This window comes from Legionella dresdenensis (assembly GCF_042649825.1).
Lineage (GTDB): Bacteria > Pseudomonadota > Gammaproteobacteria > Legionellales > Legionellaceae > Legionella_C > Legionella_C dresdenensis.
In genome coordinates this window covers 43355-64183 of record NZ_JBHSAB010000003.1, presented here as the reverse complement: position 1 = coordinate 64183, position 20829 = coordinate 43355, and the positions used below count along the sequence as shown (strand labels likewise).

Here is a 20829-nt window from a genome sequence, read left to right as displayed (position 1 = left end):
AGTTTGTCTTCTTCATCTTCTTAAGGAGTCCGCCCCGAAGGCATGTGGCGTATTCTACTCATCCCAGCGGTAATGTCAAACCTTTTTTGCAATTTTATTTAATTTTTTTTAAATCACTGTGTTTTTTGTAAGCGCACTTTGGCAATTCTTCGTTTACCTACTTGAATTATAAAGGTTTTTTCCATATCCACTGTGCTTGAAACATTTTCAACGCGCTCGCCATTTACCTTTACTGCACCCTGACCGGCCATTCTAATCGCTTCAGAAGTGCTTTTAGTCAAATCAAGTTGCTTGATCAATTGTGCTAATGTAACGGGCTCATTAATATTAATAACCTGCTCAACCAGATCATCAGGAATTTCACCTTTCTGGAAACGCTCAATAAATGAGCGGTGCGCAGTTTCTGCTGCTTCTTTATTATGGAAACGTGCAATCAGTTCTTTTGCCAGATCAATTTTAACATCACGGGGATTTAAACCTTCGGCAACGGCTTTTTTGATTTGACTGATTTCATCGATAGTCCTGAAGCTTAATAAATCAATGTAGCGCCACATCAACTCATCGCTAACAGACATCACTTTACCAAACATGCTTTCTGCCGGTTCATCTATACCTATATAGTTATTCAGAGACTTGGACATTTTTTTAACGCCATCTAACCCTTCTATTAAAGGGGTCATCATAATGACTTGTTGTTCCTGGCCAAAATGTCTTTGTAATTCCCTGCCCATAAGCAAATTAAATTTCTGATCTGTACCGCCTAGCTCAATATCTGCTTTCAACGCCACCGAATCATATCCTTGTACTAAAGGATAAAGGAACTCATGAATCGCAATCGGCTGACCGGTACTGTAACGCTTGCTGAAATCATCGCGCTCCAGCATTCTTGCAACGGTGTGGGTAGCAGCAAGCCGAATCAAATCAGCCGCATCCATTTTGCCCATCCATTCAGAATTAAAAGCAATGGTTGTTTTTTCGGGATCAAGAATTTTAAAAACCTGTTGCTGATAGGTTTTGGCGTTTTCAATAACTGCTTCTTTACTTAAAGGCATGCGGGTAACATTTTTTCCGGTAGGATCGCCAATCATGGCAGTGAAATCGCCAATTAAAAAAATTACCTTATGGCCATGTAACTGGAATTGCCTCAGTTTGTTTAATAAAACAGTATGCCCCAAATGCAGATCAGGTGCGGTCGGATCAAAACCTGCTTTCACCGTCAAAGGTTTTCCTGTCAGTAATTTCTTTTTAAATTCCTGGATAGGCAGTACCTCTTCACAACCTCTCAATAATTCAGAACCTTCTAATACTTTTGTTGTCATTCGCATAAAACCTTAATTAATGATTGACCTGACTTCTCGCAGCGGTTATCTTAGCCCGGTTATTCTATTCTCGCCAGACATTATGAGATAAATAACCGAATAAAATTTAAGCATGAACGCTTCAGATGGTAATGACTTGTCATAGCTAACGCCTAAATCAATGGATGAAAGTGGGTAGTCTTATTGCAGTCATACTGAACTGGCTGTAGCCGATTTATATTGTAGATTCTGTTACTAATCGCCTGTTATGGCACATGGATGAAAAATTGCAAATCTACTTTCAGGATATTACCTGGAAAATGTAAGTCGCTGCAGAACATAACAAGGCATTCTCAAGAAAGGCGGTAGTAAAAGCAACATGGATCAACGACTTGATGTCTCAATAAATAATCCAGGTAAACCTTCAAGGCTGCTTGCATTAATTGCCTTGATCGTAGCCTTTGCCTTGCCTTTCATTCTGGTTAAATCATTTCCTCAGGAACATCGTGCAACCAAAGCAAGGCATCCTGTATCGCTATCTATTATTGAAGAACAGGGTTCACATATCGCGACAGACGTGCTAACGGAAACAACAAAGAATCAAAAGGCCGCTGCAGCGGTCAAGATTGCGGCCAAACCCGCAATCATAGCCACAACGCCTAAAAAGGAAGCAGTGCCGGCAGCTGCTCCTAAACCCGCGCAACCAGCCAAACAAACGCCCGAAACCGCTCGTGAAAATGAATGGAAAATTGTAAAAACCCGCTCTGGCGATACGCTGGCGAATATTTTTAATCGTGCGGGAATCAGCCAGCAGACACTGAATGCCGTTTTGAAAGACAACCCTAAAGTTGATGCCTTGACCCGGATCAAACCTGATCAGGAGTTTCAATTCCAGGTTAAGCAGCAAACCTTGCAGAAAATGATCGTTCCCTTCACCACGACCCAGTATATGGTTGTTTACCGCGAGGGTTCTCATTACAAGCGGAAAATCAACTCCCGTAAAATGAATAGCCATAACCATTTTCTTACCGCAAAAGTCAATGGCTCCTTATATACAACTGCCAAACGCAACAATATCCCTTATAAACTGATTCAGCAAATGTCCGAGATTTTTACCTGGGATATTGATTTCGCTAAAGATGTAAGAGCTGGCGATCAGTTTACTATTATATACAAAGCTTTTTATATCGAAGATAAACTGGTAGGCACTGGAGATATTATCGCGGTTTCCTATCGCAACCATGGCAAAATGTATCAGGCTGTCCGTTATACCGATCGCCGCGGGCGTTCCGAATATTATACTCCGCAAGGAACCAGTCTGAAAAAAGCATTTACCCGGTATCCGCTGCACTTCAGTCATATCAGTTCTACATTCAGCCTGGGTCGTTATCATCCGATTCTGCATTACACTCGTGCACACAAAGGTATTGATCTGGCAGCACGTATCGGAACGCCTATCCAGGCAACTGGCGATGGATATATTGAAATTATTGGCCGCCAGAATGGTTATGGCAATATGATTAAAATCAAACATAGCAAGACTTACAGCTCTATTTATGGCCATATGCTTAAGTTCCAGAAGGGCTTGAGTAAAGGTTCTTTTGTGCGTAAGGGTCAAATTATTGGTTATGTTGGCCAGACTGGACTGGCATCAGGCCCGCATTGCCATTATGAATTCCATATCAATAACCAACCCAGAAACCCGGCGACAATTGATTTGCCGCGCGGTGAACCTTTATCAGGGCGGGATATGGCAAGTTTTAAAGCAAACAGTAATACGTTACTGGCACAGCTTAAACTTTATGAGGATGCACATCTTGCGTCTGCACAAAACAATCGTCGTCATGGTTGACAGGGTTTGGATCTCTCTTGATATGGGAGGGTAGAATTAGTGTTGGTTTTCGTTTTTTCCCTCTCCCCAGCCCTCTCCCGGTACGGGAGAGGGAGTAGTCTTAGCCTTCTCCCGGTACGGGAGAGGGAGTAGTCTTAGCCCTCTTCTGGTGCCGGAGAGGGGGTATTCATTTTAAGCGAAGAGATAGCGGCATACAACTACGCTGGCGATGACGCCTGTAAGATCTGCCAGCAGACCTGCGGGAATTGCGTGTCGGGTGCGTTTGATTCCTACTGCGCCAAAGTACACGGCAATCACATAAAAAGTGGTTTCTGTGCTTCCCATCATGGTTGCGGCCATTTTGGAAATCATAGAGTCGCCGCCATTATTATGAATTAACTCCGCCATAATCCCATTCGACGCGCTTCCTGAAAAAGGCCGCATCAATGCCAGTGGTAACAGTTCTGACGGCATACCGATTGCTTGCATTGCAGGCGCAAGGAGCTGACCAAGCAGCTCAAAAAACCCCGAGGCTCTTAGCATGCCAATAGCCACGATCATTGCTACCAGATAGGGGATTATATTGACGCATGTCTCAAATCCCTGCTTGGCGCCGGTTACAAATGAATCAAAAACATTCACCTTTTTAACGGTCGCATAGAGCGGTATGCCGGCAACAAAAACCAGCAATAACCCATTTGATATCTGATTAGCAAGTCCGCTCATATTGGCTGTCCTCCTTGCGGTAGTATGGTAGTTTGGCTAATTGCCGGACTGCAATAATTGCGACAATGGTAGAACAGCTGGTTGCAATTAATGAACTGACAATAACACTGCTTGGGTGGGTACTGCCATTCGCCGCCAGAAAAGCAATTGCAGTAGTCGGAATAAGCTGCATACTTGAGGTATTAATTGCGAGAAAAGTACACATGGCGTTACTTGCTTCCTGGGTACGGGTATTTAATTTTTGTAGTTCTTTCATTGCCTGCAGGCCAAAGGGAGTGGCGGCATTGACAAGGCCAAGCATATTGGCAGCGATATTCATAATCATAGCGCCCATGGCAGGATGCTCGGGCGGTACATCTGGAAATAAGGAGCGCATAACGGGTTTGAGCAATCTGGCAAGAAGCTTGATTAACCCTGAATCAGTGGCAATTCGCATTATCCCTAACCACAAAGTCATAATACCGGCCAACCCCAAAGCAATTTCAAAACCGAGTTTTGCAGAATCCGTAACGGCCTGAACAACCTGGTCAATCCGGCCCTGGATAACGCCTACGATTACAGCTAAAAGAATCATTGACAACCAGATTACATTTAACATTCTTATTGTACCTCTTCTCTTGGCAGGTTAAAATTCGGATTCTGCAACATTTTAAGAATCCTATGACTGCTCTAAAAAAGCTGGCAGCTATTTTATTACTGACTACCGCCGCAACTGGCTTTACCCTGTCTGATACAGCAATCATTCAACGTCGAAGCGACGTAGTAATCAACCAGTTATATCATGTCCTGCAACAACATCCACATTCAAACATGGCTGTAAGGCTTGATATTATCAGCGCCAGCTTTTTAGGCAAGCCTTATTTGCTTGGCCCTCTCGGCGAAGGCGAAAATGGCCGTTATGACCAATCGCCACTCTACCGTACCGATGCGTTCGATTGTGATACGTTTGTTAATACCGTCCTTGCAATTGCACTGGCTAAAAATCAGGAGAGTTTCCCTTCCTGCCTGAGCAAGCTTCGTTATCAGCATGGCAAAATCGACTTTACAACCCGTAATCATTTTATGGCGATTGATTGGAATGTGAGCAACCAGCAACAAGGTTTTTTAAAAGATATTACAACCACTCTCAAGGTTAATGGTATGCCGGTTGCCCAAATTGCCAGGGCAAAAATTAACAAACCCTCATGGTATAACCATTTTACAACCAGCAATATCAAATTACTTACCGGCAATGAAGAAGAAAAAGCAAAGCGACTGGCAGAGCTTAAGAAGATAGGTGGCAGGTTGCCGATTCAGACTGATATTGTGCCTTATATCCCGTTAACAACGTTGTTTGATAAAGAGGGTACTCCTAATAAAGACTTATTTGCTCAGATACCGAATGCTGCCATTATTCAGATAGTTCGGCCTAATTGGGATTTGCAAAATAAGATAGGAACTCATCTGAATATTTCTCATTTGGGTTTTGCATTCTGGAAAAATGGCACGCTGTTTTTCAGACAGGCGTCATCCCAGCATGGGAAAGTGGTTGAGTCGCCATTGATTGATTATTTAAAAAATGTGCTTAACAGTCCGACTATTAAAGGGATTAATATTGAGATTGTTCTCCCCAAGGATGTTGCGGATAGTATGTGTTCTTAGCAGATGATCCCCGCCTCTGCGGGGATGACAGATTACATTATGCAGTATGTTCCGATTGCAATAGTCCGGTTGTATGGCAGCTTATAGAACTCTATATTTAAGTTGGCAGAATAATTCCTCATCAGAAAGGCAAATAACTTTTCCTGAGAAAAAAATCGTAATGTTTTTCGCTTTTTGGTTGGCAACACATTAGGAATTTCTACAAAATAGGTTAATGCATTGATATTCAACTCAAAAGGTAAAAGCTTTTGATCATTAAGGCAATTGAGCGCATCAGGAATAGAAATAGTGTCCATAAACCCATAGTGTAATGTTAATCGAAATACCCGCTCGTCAAGCTGGCTTAATTCAAAACGTTTGTTGCGATAGATGCGTGGTTTATTATCCACGGCATAACTGACAATAAGAATATTTTCGGGAACGGCCATACTTAATTTCAAAAAATGCAGGAAACTGCCGCCGCTCTGATCATAGGTATCGGTAATAAAAACAGCGGTCAGATTTTTCAATTGGTTTAAACTTTTATAATGTAATTGTTTGACTATTTTTGAAATTTCGCTTTTTTGGAGATAAAAGTTCTTCTGTAAATAATGCAAGCCAGTATTCCAGGTATACATAATGGCGGCGACTATCAGCGCAAAACATACCGGCACCCAACCGCCAGTCAGGAACTTGTGTGCGTTTGCACCCAGAAAAGCAAGATCGATGATACAAAACCCGCTAAATACCACAACCGCTTTTACAACAGACCATTGCCAGACGTTAACCGAGGCATAAGCAACCATTAGTGTTACCAATAACATAGTCAGGTTAACTGCTATCCCGTAAGCATGCGCCAGACCGTTTGAGCTTTTAAAAGTCAGAATCAGGAAAATGGTACCTATAAGCAGAAACAGATTCATTTGTGGAATATAAACCTGGCCAATATGTTCTTTTGATGTCTGGATGATAGGGACTTTGGGATATAAGCCTAATAAAACAGCCTGTTTAGTTAATGAAAATGTGGCGGAAATTACAGCCTGCGACGCAATGATTGTAGCCATCATTGACAGGATAAACAGCGGAATAAAAAACCAGCCCGGAGCCAGAAGGTAGAATGGGTTTTCAATTGCTTCAGGATGAAGAATCAGATTGGCGCCCTGACCAAAATAATTCAATACCAGACTGGGTAAAGCAATAAAAAACCAACTGTATCGAATGGGTGTTTTACCAAAATGCCCTATGTCCGCATAAAGCGCTTCACCGCCAGTAACAACCAGAAAAACACCGCCTAATAAAAAATAACCCCGAGCGCCATTATTATATAAAAATTCAAACGCATAAAAAGGATTAAGCGCTTTCAATACAGCAGGATGATTAATGATCTGGACAACTCCCAGAATGGCAATCACCAGAAGCCATACCAGCAGGACGGGTCCGAATGCCAGACCTATACGGCCAGTGCCTTTAGATTGTACTGAAAAAATAATAAACAGGATGATGCACGCAAGCAGTTGCATCAGACGCGGACTAAAAGCAGGTGAAAACAGCGCTAACCCTTCTATGGCACTGATTACCGAGATTGCCGGCGTCAACATCCCATCACCCAGCAGCAAACCGGAACCAAAAATTGCAATCAGGTAAAACAGATGTTCATAACGCGGCTTCTTTTGTTTTAATAGCGCAAGCAACGCTAAAATACCGCCTTCGCCATCATTATCTGCCCTGAAAACAATAGCGAGGTATTTGAGAGAAATAACAATAATCAAGGTCCAGAAAATTAATGATAATACGCCCAGAATATCAAGCGTTGTTACCGGCAATCCGAACAGTGTCTCACGCATAGCGTATAGTGGACTGGTACCAATATCACCAAATACAACGCCCAATGCTCCTAAGGCCAGTCCCCAGGTGAGTTTTTTTTCAGTCATTGAAAATTATCAATCCTTAATTATGTTGTACAAAACAAGGCAACCGCCTGTTGCGAAACAGCGATAGATGCTTAATAATGTTAGAATTAATTTATAACAGGAGCCGGAATGTCACGCAAGCAAATAACTCAGGGTCTTTTCCTGGCGAGTTTTGCAGCGTCACTGTTAGTTGGATGCGGATACCAGCCGCCATATAATAACTTTGTGCTGTCAGACAGGACTTTTGAGCAGGCAATTGCTGAAAAAACCAAAGCAGGTATAACTTCAAAACTGAATATGAAAAAGGTTCTGCGGGATCTGCAGAGAGAGGATATTCAAGTAATTAAATACGGCGATACAGTCACTTTGATCGTACCAACTGACCGCTATTATACCTTCAATTCACCCCGTTTTAATGAAATATGCTATCGAGGACTGGCTAATATTGTCAATTTGATTAGAATGTACCCACAATGTAATACAGTGTATATTGCTGGTTTTACAGATGACATTGGTTCTCGTAAACATAAAAACATGTTGTCCCAGGCGCAAGCTGAAACGATGCTTACCTTTTTATGGGCCAATGGAATTCAAGCGCATCGTTTAAATGCAGAGGGTTATGGCGATAAACATCCGGTTTCCGATAATAAGATCATCCACGGCAGCGCCCAGAATCGCCGGCTTGAAATTCAATGGACCTGTGAACCTGTGAATAACAGTCGAGTATCCCCTGCGCAAATGACAAAATAGGCATTTAGTTGTAATACGTTGAGCTGAGGCAGATAGTCTTGCTTCATGCTCAACTGAGTGAGTAATTCATGAATTCAAAATTTATTGGCGGTATCCTTTTAATTGTTGGCACTTCTATTGGCGGCGGGATGCTGGCTTTGCCAGTAGCAAACGCAGCTACCGGTTTCTGGCAATCATCGATCTTCTTATTGTTGTGCTGGGCAGTCATGACTTTTGGCGCGTTGTTTATTCTTGAAGCGAACCTTTATCTGCCCCCCGAGCGCCATATGATTTCCATGGCTTCGGCCACGTTAGGTAAACCGGGCGAGATCGCGGCCTGGTTAAGTTATCTTTTTTTACTCTATACGCTGCTATCTGCTTATATTTCAGGCGGCGCTGATGTTTTTGGCAGTTTGTTTAAACATATCGATATTCATTTGGCCGAGTGGCAAAGCAGCCTGCTCTTTACGCTGGTGTTTGGGCTGGTTGTATATGGCGGCATTCGTCGGGTTGATTTTTTAAATCGCGCGCTCATGTTCGGCAAACTTGGGGTGTATGTGATTTTGGTTGTGTTAATTGCTCCTCATATTCAGTTCAGTAATTTTTCAGATGGTAACGCCCGTTTTATCACCGGAACCATTATGATTTTAATTACGTCATTTGGTTACGCGATTATTGTGCCTAATCTGCGTGATTATTTTAATAATGACATTAAAATGTTAAAACGGGTTGTGTTAATCGGCTCTTTGATCCCCTTATTATGTTATATTGCCTGGGATGCGGTTATTCTTGGTTCACTTCCGGCTAATGGCGAACATGGCATTGCACAATTAATGCAAAGCGAGCATACAACCAGCGATCTGGCCGTTATACTGTCCAACACCGTACAAAATAAAGTAATCAGTTCTTTTTTTAACTTTTTCACCTCTATCTGCATGCTGACGGCTTTTCTGGGCGTTTCACTTTGCCTTATCAGTTTTCTTGCCGATGGTTTGAAAATAAAGCAACAAGGACGTGGCGGGGCTTTTTTATTTGTATTAACTTTTATGCCGCCGCTTCTTATCGTTGTCTTTTATCCTGGCGCCTATATACATGCCCTGGATTATGCCGGAATATTTTGCGTTATTTTATTATTGTTGCTGCCAGCGCTTATGGTGATGTATGGCCGGAAAAAATTTAAGGCAGTTTATCAGGTACCGGGCGGTTATTATTCTGTGGGGCTGGTGATTGTTTTTTCTCTTGGTTTGCTCATTAATGCCGTCTGGTCGTTTTTTTAATTCTTGAATGAAGTCGCTGCGCGACACTATTTTAATCCCCTCTCCCTTGATCCCTCTCCCGATACGGGAGAGGGTGTTGGCTGCACCCACGTTCCTATATTCTCCCCTGGTGACGGCATTTCTTTTGTATTGAGAACTTGTATTGGTTATGTTGCAAACCAAGTGCTTATAATTAATTTAAATTGATTATTTATTGATTTTATGTATAATAATGTCTCAAAATTTTCCTAACCACGTTTTATTGTATGAATTTAGCCGCGCCAATAATTATTAATAATAAGCAACAACTAACACTTAATATTAATGCATTCGCTTCAAATCAAGCGTATCAGATTTATTATAATGAACAGTATTGCGGCGAACTAACGGTCATTAGTGGACAAATTCAGTTAAACCTTGATGAAAATGCGCCCTCGGTAACAATCGATGGCTTCATTGCCGGTATAAATTGCAGCGTTCGGGCTCCGCAAAATGTTTTGTTTTGTGCCCATGCACAGATCACTCAGGAATTAGCAATTAATTGCCGGCATTTAACCCTCGATTCGACTCTCTCCAGCCATAAGATCAGATTAAATTGCACAACTGATTTGATTATTAATACAGCTCCTGTAACTCAAATACTGGAAGGCTCTGCTGAAAATATCACGGTTAATACTCCCCTGCTGTTAGAAAACAACAGCCTGAATGCTATAAAGAACGTTACCTTAAATCATAGCCTGCGTGCCTCAGTTGAAAATAAAATTACCGGAACAACGATAGCCTGTCTTGGCTATATCGCCGGAGCAATCAATAAGCTAAAGGCTTCCGAAACGATTAATCTGCAACATGATATTTTTTCTACCGCTAAATTAACCCTGGCTGCGCCGACTATTAACCAATATGGAATCACTTTTTGTCTGGGCCAATATAAAGTACTTAGCCAACATTATTATTGCCACCCCGACTCAATGGTTAAGGCGCCGGCACTATTTAAATTTATTGGTAATGAATGGGAGTCACAGGGCAAAATCACGCTTGATCAAACCGCCTTTATTCTGGCAAATAAAATAACCTGGGCAGGCGACGTGCGTTTACCGCTTGTCATTCACCTGCAAACCCAGGAACTTGCTATTGAACAACACGCAGCTATCGGATGGCTTGCGGCAAAAACGGAGCCAGATACAACCGCTCCGGCAAGCTATCGTGTCTTTCAAGTCGATCAAAAGTTACAGATAGCGCCAGAAGCTCAACTTGAATTAGAGGGTGCGGTATTAAAAATTAATCAGTTAATTGCTGATGGCATATTGGCTGCTAACCGCTCCAAATTCCGCGGAGTCAGCCTTGAGATTAATAAAAAAATCACCCTGACTAATAGTGATACTCAATTTAGAAAAGGCATTACAATACAGCGGCATGCTGAGAGCGATATCAAGTCAACTTACGTTCACACCGCACGCTTTAACAGCACAAGTACAAAACCGCTTACCATCAGCGATTCAATTATCAAAACCATAATCAGCTGCTTACGAAGCCCGGTGAGCTTTTCCAAAATCAATTATAAGGCTGCAACCGTCAGTGAGTTCCCGGCCGCAGGTTCGGTTACAGATAGCCTTTTTGACGTGACAGGACAGTTTAATCATACGCATAGTACAACGCCAGACATCAGTAATACCAGTTTTAAGATTAACGTGTTTAATTTGCCCGGCGTATTTACCCTGGGTAATACCTCTAATTTGCAGGCGCAGGTTATGGTATTAAATGGCGTAGTTAAAATAGGTCAAAGCGGTTTTATTGTTAAAAACCTGGTAATCGAACTGCCTGGCATTTTTACGGCTAATAGTAGTTCCGTTGTTGCGGTTGATGATTTTAATAATCTTGGTACCTCAACCATTGAAGACTCATACATTAATATTAACCATTTAAATAATCCTGGTACACTTACCTTACAAAACATCAAGACTGTGAAAAAAATGGTTCCGCTTATTCGAGGCGAACTTAACAGTTTTGGTGATCTGTTCCTTACTAATGCTGAAATAACCGCATATCGTTTTGCTTTTAATAATCAATATACTGTAACCTCCTGCACGCTTAATAGCATTATGCTCTACCTTGACGGCAAGGGCAAAATTGATGCAGACAGTCAGGTTAATACCGCCTTTTATAATAGTTCGCCTGATTCTGAAACCGAGATACAAGGCGCGGAAATCAATTGTGATTTTTCGCTAATAGCAGGGAAACTTTCGTTAGATCAAGTCAAAATGATAGTCAGATTACTTAGCCAATACCATGGCGCTGCAGTAACTGACAATACCGAAATTCATGTTAATCAGCAAATTACAAGTGATGCCGGGAGCTCGCTAACCGCAAACAATAATACGAAGATCGCAGGCAAGAACGCCATTGCGGTCTTGTCAGGCGATGTAAAGCTTAACCATTCAGTTGCTGTGTTTAAAACCTTAACCATGGATAATCGGGCGGAGCTCGATAACTCAGTAATAGAAGTGCTGGAAGAAGGTTTACTTGTTCGCCCGCAAACCTATCAAAATAACTCCCGTGTAACTGCCGGGAATCTTATTGTTCACAGTGCGGTTAAGATTGATAAAACCTCCACTCTGGATTCGAAAACAGATTTGACAATCACCCCGGATGGAAGCATTAACGGTTCAGGCGACAAATCTCAAGTACAAGCCAGAAATAAACTGGACGTGTTCGGAGCGCTGGAAATCAGTTATGGCGCTCAGGCCGTGGCGGATACTATAAATATTTACAATAGGCTAAAAGCAGAATTTAACGGCTCTGTCTCTGCTCGCAAGGATTTAATGCTGGGCACGCGTTCTAAGGTCACCCTTAATGACGCGTTGTTACGTGGACGCAATGTTGAAATTAATAGCCCTCAACTAGGAGGCAGCAAAGGAAGTATTGTTGCTGATAACCGGTTAACTGCCCGCTTGGGCGCCAATTCTTCGGTAGGCGAACTGTTTCTTCAGGGCGATCAGATCTGGTTTTCGCCGTCATCACAATTTCATGGTAATAAATTCGCCGTAAAAGGTCGAGTCTACGAAAATAATACTACCATTGATATGATTGAGGAGATTTTGATTGATGTTAAATATCTTTACGATATAGGCGGCGCAATGTCTGCCGGCGAGTTGGTACAGCTTAAAGCCCAGCGCGGCCTGCTTCGTTTAGGCAGTAGCATTGAAACCAAAAATACAGTGGTCAATGCGCTTTTTGCGCTTAATTTTTTATCCATTACTGACTCCTGCGACAGCTATTATACTAAAGCACTACTGAGCAGTGAAATTGGCTGTTTTTCAGCGTCCTATAACAAAGTCAACCAATCGGTTATCAACTTAAGCGGTTTTAGCGTTAATGCTCCAAACCTCCCTTCCCGCTGGCAAGCGGCTTTTACACCCCATAAATTGCTTGAATGCGGCGAGCTGTTGCTCAATATGATTTTCCCGCAGTTTAGCGGTCTGATTGATATCGGTTTTAAAGTTTTACCTGTTGCTTATAAGGTTGGTAAAGGGCTTTACTCTTTTGCTCAAAATCCAGGACATCACTGGGGCTTAATATGCGACTATATGGAAAATATAGACGATAAAAGCGCGCTTGATTATCTTGATTTGGCTCTTGCCGCGAAAGGTTTAATCGTTTCAGGAATCAATGCCGTGCATGGTTTCACGGAATGCGGCGACACGTTTAGTAAAGAAAATTTCCAGGCTGTTCCACATCAGCTTGAATCGATTTCATTGTCTACCGTTGCTAATGCGGCAAACATTGTATTTGGGCCATCGAATGTGCAGGAAAGTGTAATTGACATCAATGCAAGCGCTACCCTGACAGATAATTCGATTAGCAAGTCGCTTTTTTCAATCAATGCCGGAGCTAATGCCAGTTATCAAAAAACGGAACACTCTTTATATAAGATTAATGCAGGCGTAGAAGCCGCTGTAAAACTCAGTATGTCCGGGGAAAAACTGGATAATTCAGAAGGCCATATTTATACCGACGTATTTTCTGAAACTTACGGCGATGTGGAGTGGGGTTCAGTAGAAACCGGTGATTTAATTGCCCAGGATACTGATATTAAAAATATTGACGATTTTGTTAATACGCGCGGCGAGCTCTATGGCGAAGTAGGCGTTTCACGTGCAATTACAGTTAATAACCCTCATCAAGCTTATAATATAACAGAAAATATTCGCCATAAAGGCGCCGTCACCATCCGCGGAGAAGACGTAACCTTTGTTAAGCAAACCTCGGAATATGCGCGCGGTTTTGAAAAAGCTAAAGGAAATTTCGATGTCGTAAATGGAATTGACGCCGAGGCAGGGGTCTTTTTAAAAGCGGACGAAGGCGATGTAATTATTCGGGACACGGTCAAAGCAGAAAAAGGCACGGTAGTAATAGATGCCTATCATGATGCGATTAACCAGGAAAGCGATATAACCGGCGCCGAAACCTATGTCCGTGCCCGCACGGGTAAAGCGACCAACATTGGCGGCAATCTGGTTGGCAATTATGTTGAAATTCACAGCTATGATGATATAGAAAATATTTCTGCTGATAGCGAAGTGAAAGACCGGCACGGCACACACACAGAACACAAACAAAGCACTATCGCAGGCGGCAAAAGCACAAGTCATGGCAATACTGGTATTGCTTTGATTTCAGATCATGGCAAATTTAAGAACAGAGGCATCACGGTAGCGAAAGGTAATATTGTTGGCGATCTGTATAACGGCGTTGATTCGCAGGCTGAAATTACAACCATTGTAAGCTACAAACATGAAAAAAGTTGGCTTGGTCTGCGCAATAAAATACACATTCGGGTACAAACCCAGGTTAGCCAGGCAGTTATTGCCTCGGAAGAGGGTTGTTACGATTTTACTATCCACCGCGGCGGCGCTTCTTTTGTCGGCACAACGTTAAGCAGCCATACCACACCCCATATTCATTTGTTAAACCAGGATGGGATTAAGCATAATATTGTATGTGAAGATATTATCGGTAAGCGGGAAGAGTATGAACGGGATTCCTGGTTCGGCGGGCTATTTGAATCTGAACTTAAACGGTTTGATGAGTTTTCCAGCCCCACTGTTATCCGAATGCCTAAAGATGTTCCTTTTGATTTTGATGCAGGCGGCGGCGACTTTATAACCCGCGGCACTGATATTGAAGGCGGTATTCCCCAGGTCTCCGGGCAAAACTGGATTAATACCAACTCAACGCTGCATCATTCTTATCAATATAATAATCGCGGCGTACGCTTAAGAATAGGTGATTGGACCGTTATTGGCTTAGCAACGCCAAGAGATAAAATTGTTATTCCGTTAACTACGCCTGATCCAATTTGCAATAAATTGAAAGCATTACGGAATGGCGGTACAGAAGCTGCAATTGACGCAGCGCTGGAAGTATTAAATACCAGTAATGAAATTACACAAGCGGCTCGCCAACGGAGCTGGTTACAAGGTTTATTGGATCATACGGGACTAAATCAATATAAGGATCCCAAACTGTCATTGAACTTTACAGGCTCTCATATCCGCTCAAATTATGAAACGTCAGGTTCAGGGTATATTAATATCGATGGCATGAGACTGAATCTCTCAGGCGATGCAGTTTTTGATGGGGTGAATACCAAAGTAAACGGTGATGTCAGAGGCCATGCCAGAAATTTTATCGTCAATGGACGAGTGTTATCGAGCAGCTATCAATCGAGCAGCTCAGAGATTGGTTTTAGCAGCCGTTTAAGCAAACTGTATGATTTATCAGTTAGCGGCAGCAGCAGTTACGCACGAGAAGAAGCCCATGTTTACCATAACGCCTCTTTTGATGTTAGCGGTGATTTTGATATGGATTTAGACCTTTTGTTACTCGATGGCGGGGTACTGCGTGCCAAGCGCTTAATCGGCCACGCCGGCCATGTATCAATTATTTCACATACCAGCGAGCGGCATAGCGAACAAGGCAGCGCGTCAGCCAGTACCGATGGCAGCTTCAGCTTTAAGATCCAAAATGAAGACAGTGTGTTGATTGATTCCCCCGCAGGCATCATTACTGATGAAGCCATTGACGATCAGTTTAAAACTGAGGGCATCACCAGTGAGGGCGTGATAATTCTCTCGCACCAGCAAGTCAGTTTAAACGCACCGATTACATCAAAACCGGTTGAACAGTATCGTAAAGGCAAAAGCATGGGCTTTTCCGGCAATATCAACGACTTTACGGGCAGCGTAGCTATACCAGAACCTCCTGCCAGTGGTTATCAACCGGCTAAAAGAATAGCCAGCGCCACTATTGATTACGCTAAAACTGATTATCAGGCAACAGCACATACTGCCATCCATGGCGATAAGGGTACTAGCCTGAACTCATCAACAGTTACCGGCAAAATTATTACAGATTCTTCCAGTCCTGATGAAATACATCACAACCAACATTATAATCATCATTTCACTATTCCCCTTCCCAATCATCAAACAGCCAGTCAATTAGCAGTTAATTTACGCTGGGCGGCTGCAAAGTTAAGTCCTCAGCGGCCTGTTTATTTAACTCACCCTAAAGCAGAGCCATTAGCGCTGAAAAAGAAAATTACCAAACAAACCGGGAAAAAACCCACTGTAAAGCATAAGCTGGTACGAAACGGTAAAAAATTAACTACTTTAAAAAAGCTGGTATTACCGCTTGATGACAGTGCGTTACTTGAATCGTTGAGTCTGGATGAGCATGTGGTCTATATTAACAACAGTAAACAAAAAAAATCATCAAAACCGGCTAAAACTAAAAAAGCAAACGGCGACTTGCCTGACTTTTTGATAAGCCCGGCTCAGGCCGCTGAAAGCAATAATAATGATGATCCATTTTGTTTTGATAACAGTGACTCGGGCATAATGAGTTCACAAGGCTTTTTTGGTAAGAAAAACTCAAAAGCACACAATAATCCATTCACTGTATTTGATCCTGATCAGCAATATGTTTATCACAATAATACCCCGAGCCAAACGCCTGAGCAGGAATCCCATTGCGCTACTCGTTTACGCGGATTAGGCCGAATGGCTATGGGATTGACCCAGGGCGCAATCGCCTTAGTGGAAACCGAAACAATAGTTGGCAGCGTCGTTGCTGCTACCCAAGCCGCAAATGCCCTTGATAATGTAACAACAGGCGCCCATGATCTGATTACCGGAACCACTCATGGAACCAGTTATAATGCCATTACCGACAGTCTCAATTTGACTCCTGAAACGGCTGAGTTAGCCAAAGATGCTTTTTTTAGTGTACAAAATCTTCTGTTTAATGGTCATGAAATTGATCCAAAGTTACTCAAGATAAGTTCCGTTGGCACGTTATCGTCCGCTGCCACCGCCGCAGCCGTTAGTAAAACAACCGAAAAAGGCTGGCATTGGAAAACCAGAATTAGCGGTTTTATGCAAGCAGGCGTTGGCGCCATTGAAGGCTTACTGGGTGCAGGAGAAGCTTTAGCAACACTGCCCAGCATCATTGGCCCGGCTGCGGGCGGCGCTGCTGTTGCTGATGGCCTCGATCGGTTCCAGGCTGGGGCGATGACTGCTTTCACTGGCGAAGAATACGATACCAATTTTGTCATGATTACTGGCAGTTTTGGTTGGGATACCGGTTTGGCTGAGCAAACAAAAAATTTCGTTTTGCTTATTCCTGCAGGCTATGCCGCCGTTAGTAAGCTGATTTCTCAAGCGTCTATCAGCAAGTTTTCAATAGAAACCATTGGCTTATTCAAAAAGCAAATGCTTAAGCCTGAGAATGTTTACGCCGACATTAACTCTTTCGAAGCGGCCAGCGGTACATCTGCCAGTGTTTCCAATTACGAGAAATTATTAAGCAGTGTAAAAACCTATGGCATTAAGGAACCAATCAAGTTTGTAGAAACTGCAAAAGGCAATTTTGTGGTTGAAGGCCGTTTACGTTTCTTTGCTGCTAAAGAAAGCGGCCTGGAAAAGATACAGGCTACCCGGACAGAATTGCCTTACGGTAATTACAAAACACCAGAGGATTTAACCCGAACAGCGGATTATGCGGGGATTTTAAAACAATTTGGATTTTAATTTGACATTAACGAGGTATTAATATGTTGAGTTTTTTTAATACAATAATTGAGGCTGTAGAACAATGTAGCAAGACTATACAGCAACCCTTTACAGAAAAAGAGCGAATTCGCAAACAGATTGAGCAAGAAGCAGCTTATTTGAAAGATAAAGCCAGGTTAGCTAAAGAGGAAGCTAAACAAGAAGAGCTTGAAGCCCTGGCGGATCAAGCCCGTTGGCAAGAAAACCAGGAAGAGTTGAGGGAGCTAAGACGTATTAAAGCAATTCTGGAAAATGAAGCAGGTATAGAGCCGCTGCAACCCAACCCTTATTCTCTTTTTTCTAATACTGAAGCCGATTGCGAACAGGCATTTATCGCTTCTGTGAAGACTGAAGCAGATACTAGCAAGGTGATCGCTGAAGAAGCGTTGCGCGAGTTTAAATATACTCAAGAAAAAACAGATGGCGAACTTGAATCACTGCGAAACGCTATAAACAACTTTAACAAATGAGGTAATTGTGGAATTTTTGGATTCAATTTTAGCACATCTGGGTAATCTTAAAGATTGGATTGGCGATAAGGCCGCATCGATAAAAGATTGGTGCAGCGAAAAATGGGGAGATTTTAAAGAGTGGTGCAGCGATCTCTGGGATGATTTTACTTTCGCTAACGTAATGGACTGGTTTCGGCAGAAAGGGATTGATTTAAAAGACTGGTTTAAAGAGTGTTGGAATGAACTGGCTGAGTTTGCCAAGGATCGGGGTAACTGGTTTGTGCTTGGTTTTGCGATATTAGCTTTTGGCATCCTGGTAGCGGTTGGTTTTGCAGCTTATGGAGCGGCGTTGCTTAGCGCTATATTGCTTGGCGGTGCAGCAGCTGCTATCGTGGCCTTGATTGTGCTGGTGATCAAGTTGATTATGGATAACCGCCTGGAAGAAGCTGAGACCCTGCTCCGTGAAAGCCGTAATGACTATTATGAAGCAGCAGCAAATAGAGCTACTGCGTCTATAAATGCAAAAATTAATGAACAAAAGTTCCAAGCGAGTGAAGAAGAAAAAAAAGCGCTGCGCACTCAAATTGAACTATTGCAAAAAAGGTGTAATGAAACCGCTGTTGAACGTGCAAAATTATCCGCCGACCTGGCACGAAATAAGGTACAGCCGTGTGCGGCTCCGCAAGAACCGGGCAGTGAAGAAATACCACCTGTCAAACCGACAGAGCCAACCATACCAGATAATCATTCAGCCCCGGCTGCGGAAACGACGGCTCCGCCAGAACCTGAAGCGCCAACCATATCAGACAATCATTCAGCCCCCGCTGCGGAAACGACGGCTTCGCAGGAGCCAGAAAGGCCAACCGCTACGCCAGCCAGAGCTGTACCCGCGCTGTTTTCCCAATCAGCGCCTCTCCCTGCTTCTGCTGCTAATAGCGAAGAGGAGTTGGAAATTGAATTTGATTCACCGAGATGGTTAAACTAGCCTATCCGGGTTATTCATTAAGGAGTGTTGCTTTGTGCCGGACAATTTTTGTAGGTTGGGGGTCGGAACGACCCAACCTACATGTAATACAAAAAAATTGTCCGGCACAAAGGGAGTGTTGGGCTTCACAGCCCATTTTAAGAGTTCCTTAAGTTTTCTTCCTTATAATTTGACTTTCTTAGCATACGATTTGATTAATTATGAAAAATGAAGAGTTTTTAGCGAAATTTATAAGTCCAGAAACCCCTGGGCAGTTTATTAGCACCCAATTATCGCGCAGCCAACTTTACTATTTATATCAAACCCACATTCCTTTAGCAGGATGCCTGGTACAGTACTCTAATAACAATCCTGTGGCCGTGCGTAGCTTTACTAATCTGGCTAACCAGTACAATGTAGCTGCCCCAAATATCCCTGACGGTATAGAGCCAGCGTTGGTTAATAGTCTTATAAAAATTAAATTTCAGAAAGTAACGTCAAACCTGCTAATGAAAAAATGGGCAATTAATGCAAGAATTAATGGTGCAATGGGCTATTATTATGATTGTCATGAATTTCTTAAAAAATATCCGTACGAAACGGTCGGTTCAATCGCGGATAAGCTGACTGTTATTTATGATCTTCAGAATTCATCACCAAAACATTATGATCAACAGACTGACATCGCTCGAGTATTTTTTTCTGATCCTGAGACAAATCTTATCACGTTAAGCTCAAAAAACCATAAACTTATTTCTGCAAAACAGGAATTAATATCGCAGCCAGGCAGCAGTATTGCACAACATATAAAATCTATTACTAAAAACCCTCCAGAACCTGTTACTGGCGAAAAAAGACCGGCCGCTGCAATGACAAGACGCGAGGAAAAAACTGAAGAACCTGCTTCTAAACAAGCTCGCACAGCAATTGGTTCTGAGGCTCATGGTTCTGTACTAAGCGGCTTTTTTACATTTGGTGAACTTGTATATGGCCCTGAGGGTGTAAGCTGGATTAATCAAGCCTCTGCTAAATCCATGAGCGATACGGAAGCAAAAGTGCAAATTAAAGTATTACGCAACCAATTAATAGAGCTTCTTCTGACACCCCCTAAGCTTTTTAAGCTGGAGCGCAAACTTGAAAGATCTAACAATTTTTTTACACTCCCGGTCAAAGATAAAATTATTACAAAATTTGACGAGTTGATTAAGGCATGTGAAGACGAGATAAAAAATAGGAACCCGAAGACGCCTGATTTGGAAGAATTAAAAAATAAAATCATTAATGAACGCGATCAATATGTACAGAGTCAGGCAACCACAAGTGCAATTCCAGTAATGTTTTTCGCGTAAAGGAGTGTTGGGCTTTACAGCCCATGGCCGTCAAGCTAAGGAATTAAATTTCTATATTTCACAATATCGTTCGGGCTGAGGAAGCGCGTTAGCGCTGTCTCGAAGCCTGTGGTACAGTGCCACGCCTTCGAGACAAATGCTCCGCATTTTCCTCAGGCCGAACGAATATGGACTGTAAAACACATAGCAGTCAGTTAAGGAATTTTGTACATTTACTATTCTAATTTCCTATGTACCTGGCTTAGCTTGACGTCTATGGGCTTTACAGCCCAACCTTCTATGAGAAGTCTTTTGTCAACCATTTTTTATAGTCAGTCAAGCCTGCGCGATTAGCGCACCCGCAGGGCTTGGGCTTGACTGACTATAAAAAAAATTACGCTGTTCCCGTGTCTGTATCATGCATGATGCAGACCTGCCTGCCCGGCGAGGGCTTTCACTGACTCGTTTTACCCTTGTTTGTTTTTACATCTTTATTCTCTAAGTCGTGTTTCTATTTAACGAACTCTCGATTAAATTGTGTCTTGCTCAGTTGTTTAGCGATATAAACCGAAGTCTATAATCTACCTTCTATCCGTACAGCCCT

Annotated in this window: 12 protein-coding genes; 8 read left to right on the top strand and 4 right to left on the bottom strand. The window is 42.6% G+C overall.

Annotated features, from left to right (window positions below):
* Positions 1 to 113 precede the first annotated feature (113 nt).
* Positions 114 to 1319 (bottom strand): tyrosine--tRNA ligase, encoded by a 1206-nt coding sequence (tyrS, locus tag ACFORL_RS03670; RefSeq protein WP_382341219.1) that lies wholly within the window; start codon positions 1317 to 1319, stop codon positions 114 to 116.
* A 358-nt stretch (positions 1320 to 1677) separates the two neighbouring features.
* Between tyrS and ACFORL_RS03665 the strand changes: the two genes are divergently transcribed.
* On the top strand, positions 1678 to 3150 hold the full coding sequence (locus ACFORL_RS03665) for a peptidoglycan DD-metalloendopeptidase family protein (RefSeq protein WP_382341217.1): 1473 nt from the start codon (positions 1678 to 1680) through the stop codon (positions 3148 to 3150).
* A 171-nt stretch (positions 3151 to 3321) separates the two neighbouring features.
* Here the strand turns inward: ACFORL_RS03665 and ACFORL_RS03660 are convergent, their stop codons facing one another.
* On the bottom strand, positions 3322 to 3855 hold the full coding sequence (locus ACFORL_RS03660; RefSeq protein ID WP_382341215.1) for a spore maturation protein: 534 nt from the start codon (positions 3853 to 3855) through the stop codon (positions 3322 to 3324).
* On the bottom strand, positions 3839 to 4453 hold the full coding sequence (locus ACFORL_RS03655; protein ID WP_382341213.1) for a nucleoside recognition domain-containing protein: 615 nt from the start codon (positions 4451 to 4453) through the stop codon (positions 3839 to 3841). Before ACFORL_RS03655 ends, ACFORL_RS03660 begins: the two co-directional genes overlap by 17 nt.
* Before the next feature lie 62 nt (positions 4454 to 4515).
* Between ACFORL_RS03655 and ACFORL_RS03650 the strand changes: the two genes are divergently transcribed.
* On the top strand, positions 4516 to 5496 hold the full coding sequence (locus ACFORL_RS03650; RefSeq protein ID WP_382341211.1) for an N-acetylmuramoyl-L-alanine amidase-like domain-containing protein: 981 nt from the start codon (positions 4516 to 4518) through the stop codon (positions 5494 to 5496).
* A gap of 32 nt (positions 5497 to 5528) precedes the next feature.
* On the opposite strand, the gene ACFORL_RS03645 is transcribed toward ACFORL_RS03650, so the two are convergent.
* Positions 5529 to 7406, bottom strand: coding sequence for a potassium transporter Kup (locus ACFORL_RS03645; protein WP_382341209.1), 1878 nt, complete (start codon positions 7404 to 7406; stop codon positions 5529 to 5531).
* Between the two features lie 108 nt (positions 7407 to 7514).
* On the opposite strand from ACFORL_RS03645, the gene ACFORL_RS03640 reads away from it, so the two are divergent.
* From ACFORL_RS03640 to ACFORL_RS03615, 6 genes are all read left to right on the top strand, one after another.
* Positions 7515 to 8135, top strand: coding sequence for an OmpA family protein (locus ACFORL_RS03640; RefSeq protein WP_382341207.1), 621 nt, complete (start codon positions 7515 to 7517; stop codon positions 8133 to 8135).
* Positions 8136 to 8203: 68 nt separating this feature from the next.
* Positions 8204 to 9391, top strand: coding sequence for an amino acid permease (locus ACFORL_RS03635; RefSeq protein WP_382341205.1), 1188 nt, complete (start codon positions 8204 to 8206; stop codon positions 9389 to 9391).
* 245 nt (positions 9392 to 9636) lie between these two features.
* Positions 9637 to 17460, top strand: coding sequence for a ParB/Srx family N-terminal domain-containing protein (locus ACFORL_RS03630; RefSeq protein ID WP_382341203.1), 7824 nt, complete (start codon positions 9637 to 9639; stop codon positions 17458 to 17460).
* 23 nt (positions 17461 to 17483) lie between these two features.
* On the top strand, positions 17484 to 17951 hold the full coding sequence (locus tag ACFORL_RS03625; protein WP_382341201.1) for a hypothetical protein: 468 nt from the start codon (positions 17484 to 17486) through the stop codon (positions 17949 to 17951).
* Between the two features lie 7 nt (positions 17952 to 17958).
* Positions 17959 to 18918 (top strand): hypothetical protein, encoded by a 960-nt coding sequence (locus ACFORL_RS03620; RefSeq protein WP_382341199.1) that lies wholly within the window; start codon positions 17959 to 17961, stop codon positions 18916 to 18918.
* 200 nt (positions 18919 to 19118) lie between these two features.
* A complete protein-coding gene (locus ACFORL_RS03615) occupies positions 19119 to 20246 on the top strand; it encodes a hypothetical protein (RefSeq protein ID WP_382341198.1) in 1128 nt (375 codons plus the stop codon).
* Positions 20247 to 20829 lie beyond the last annotated feature (583 nt).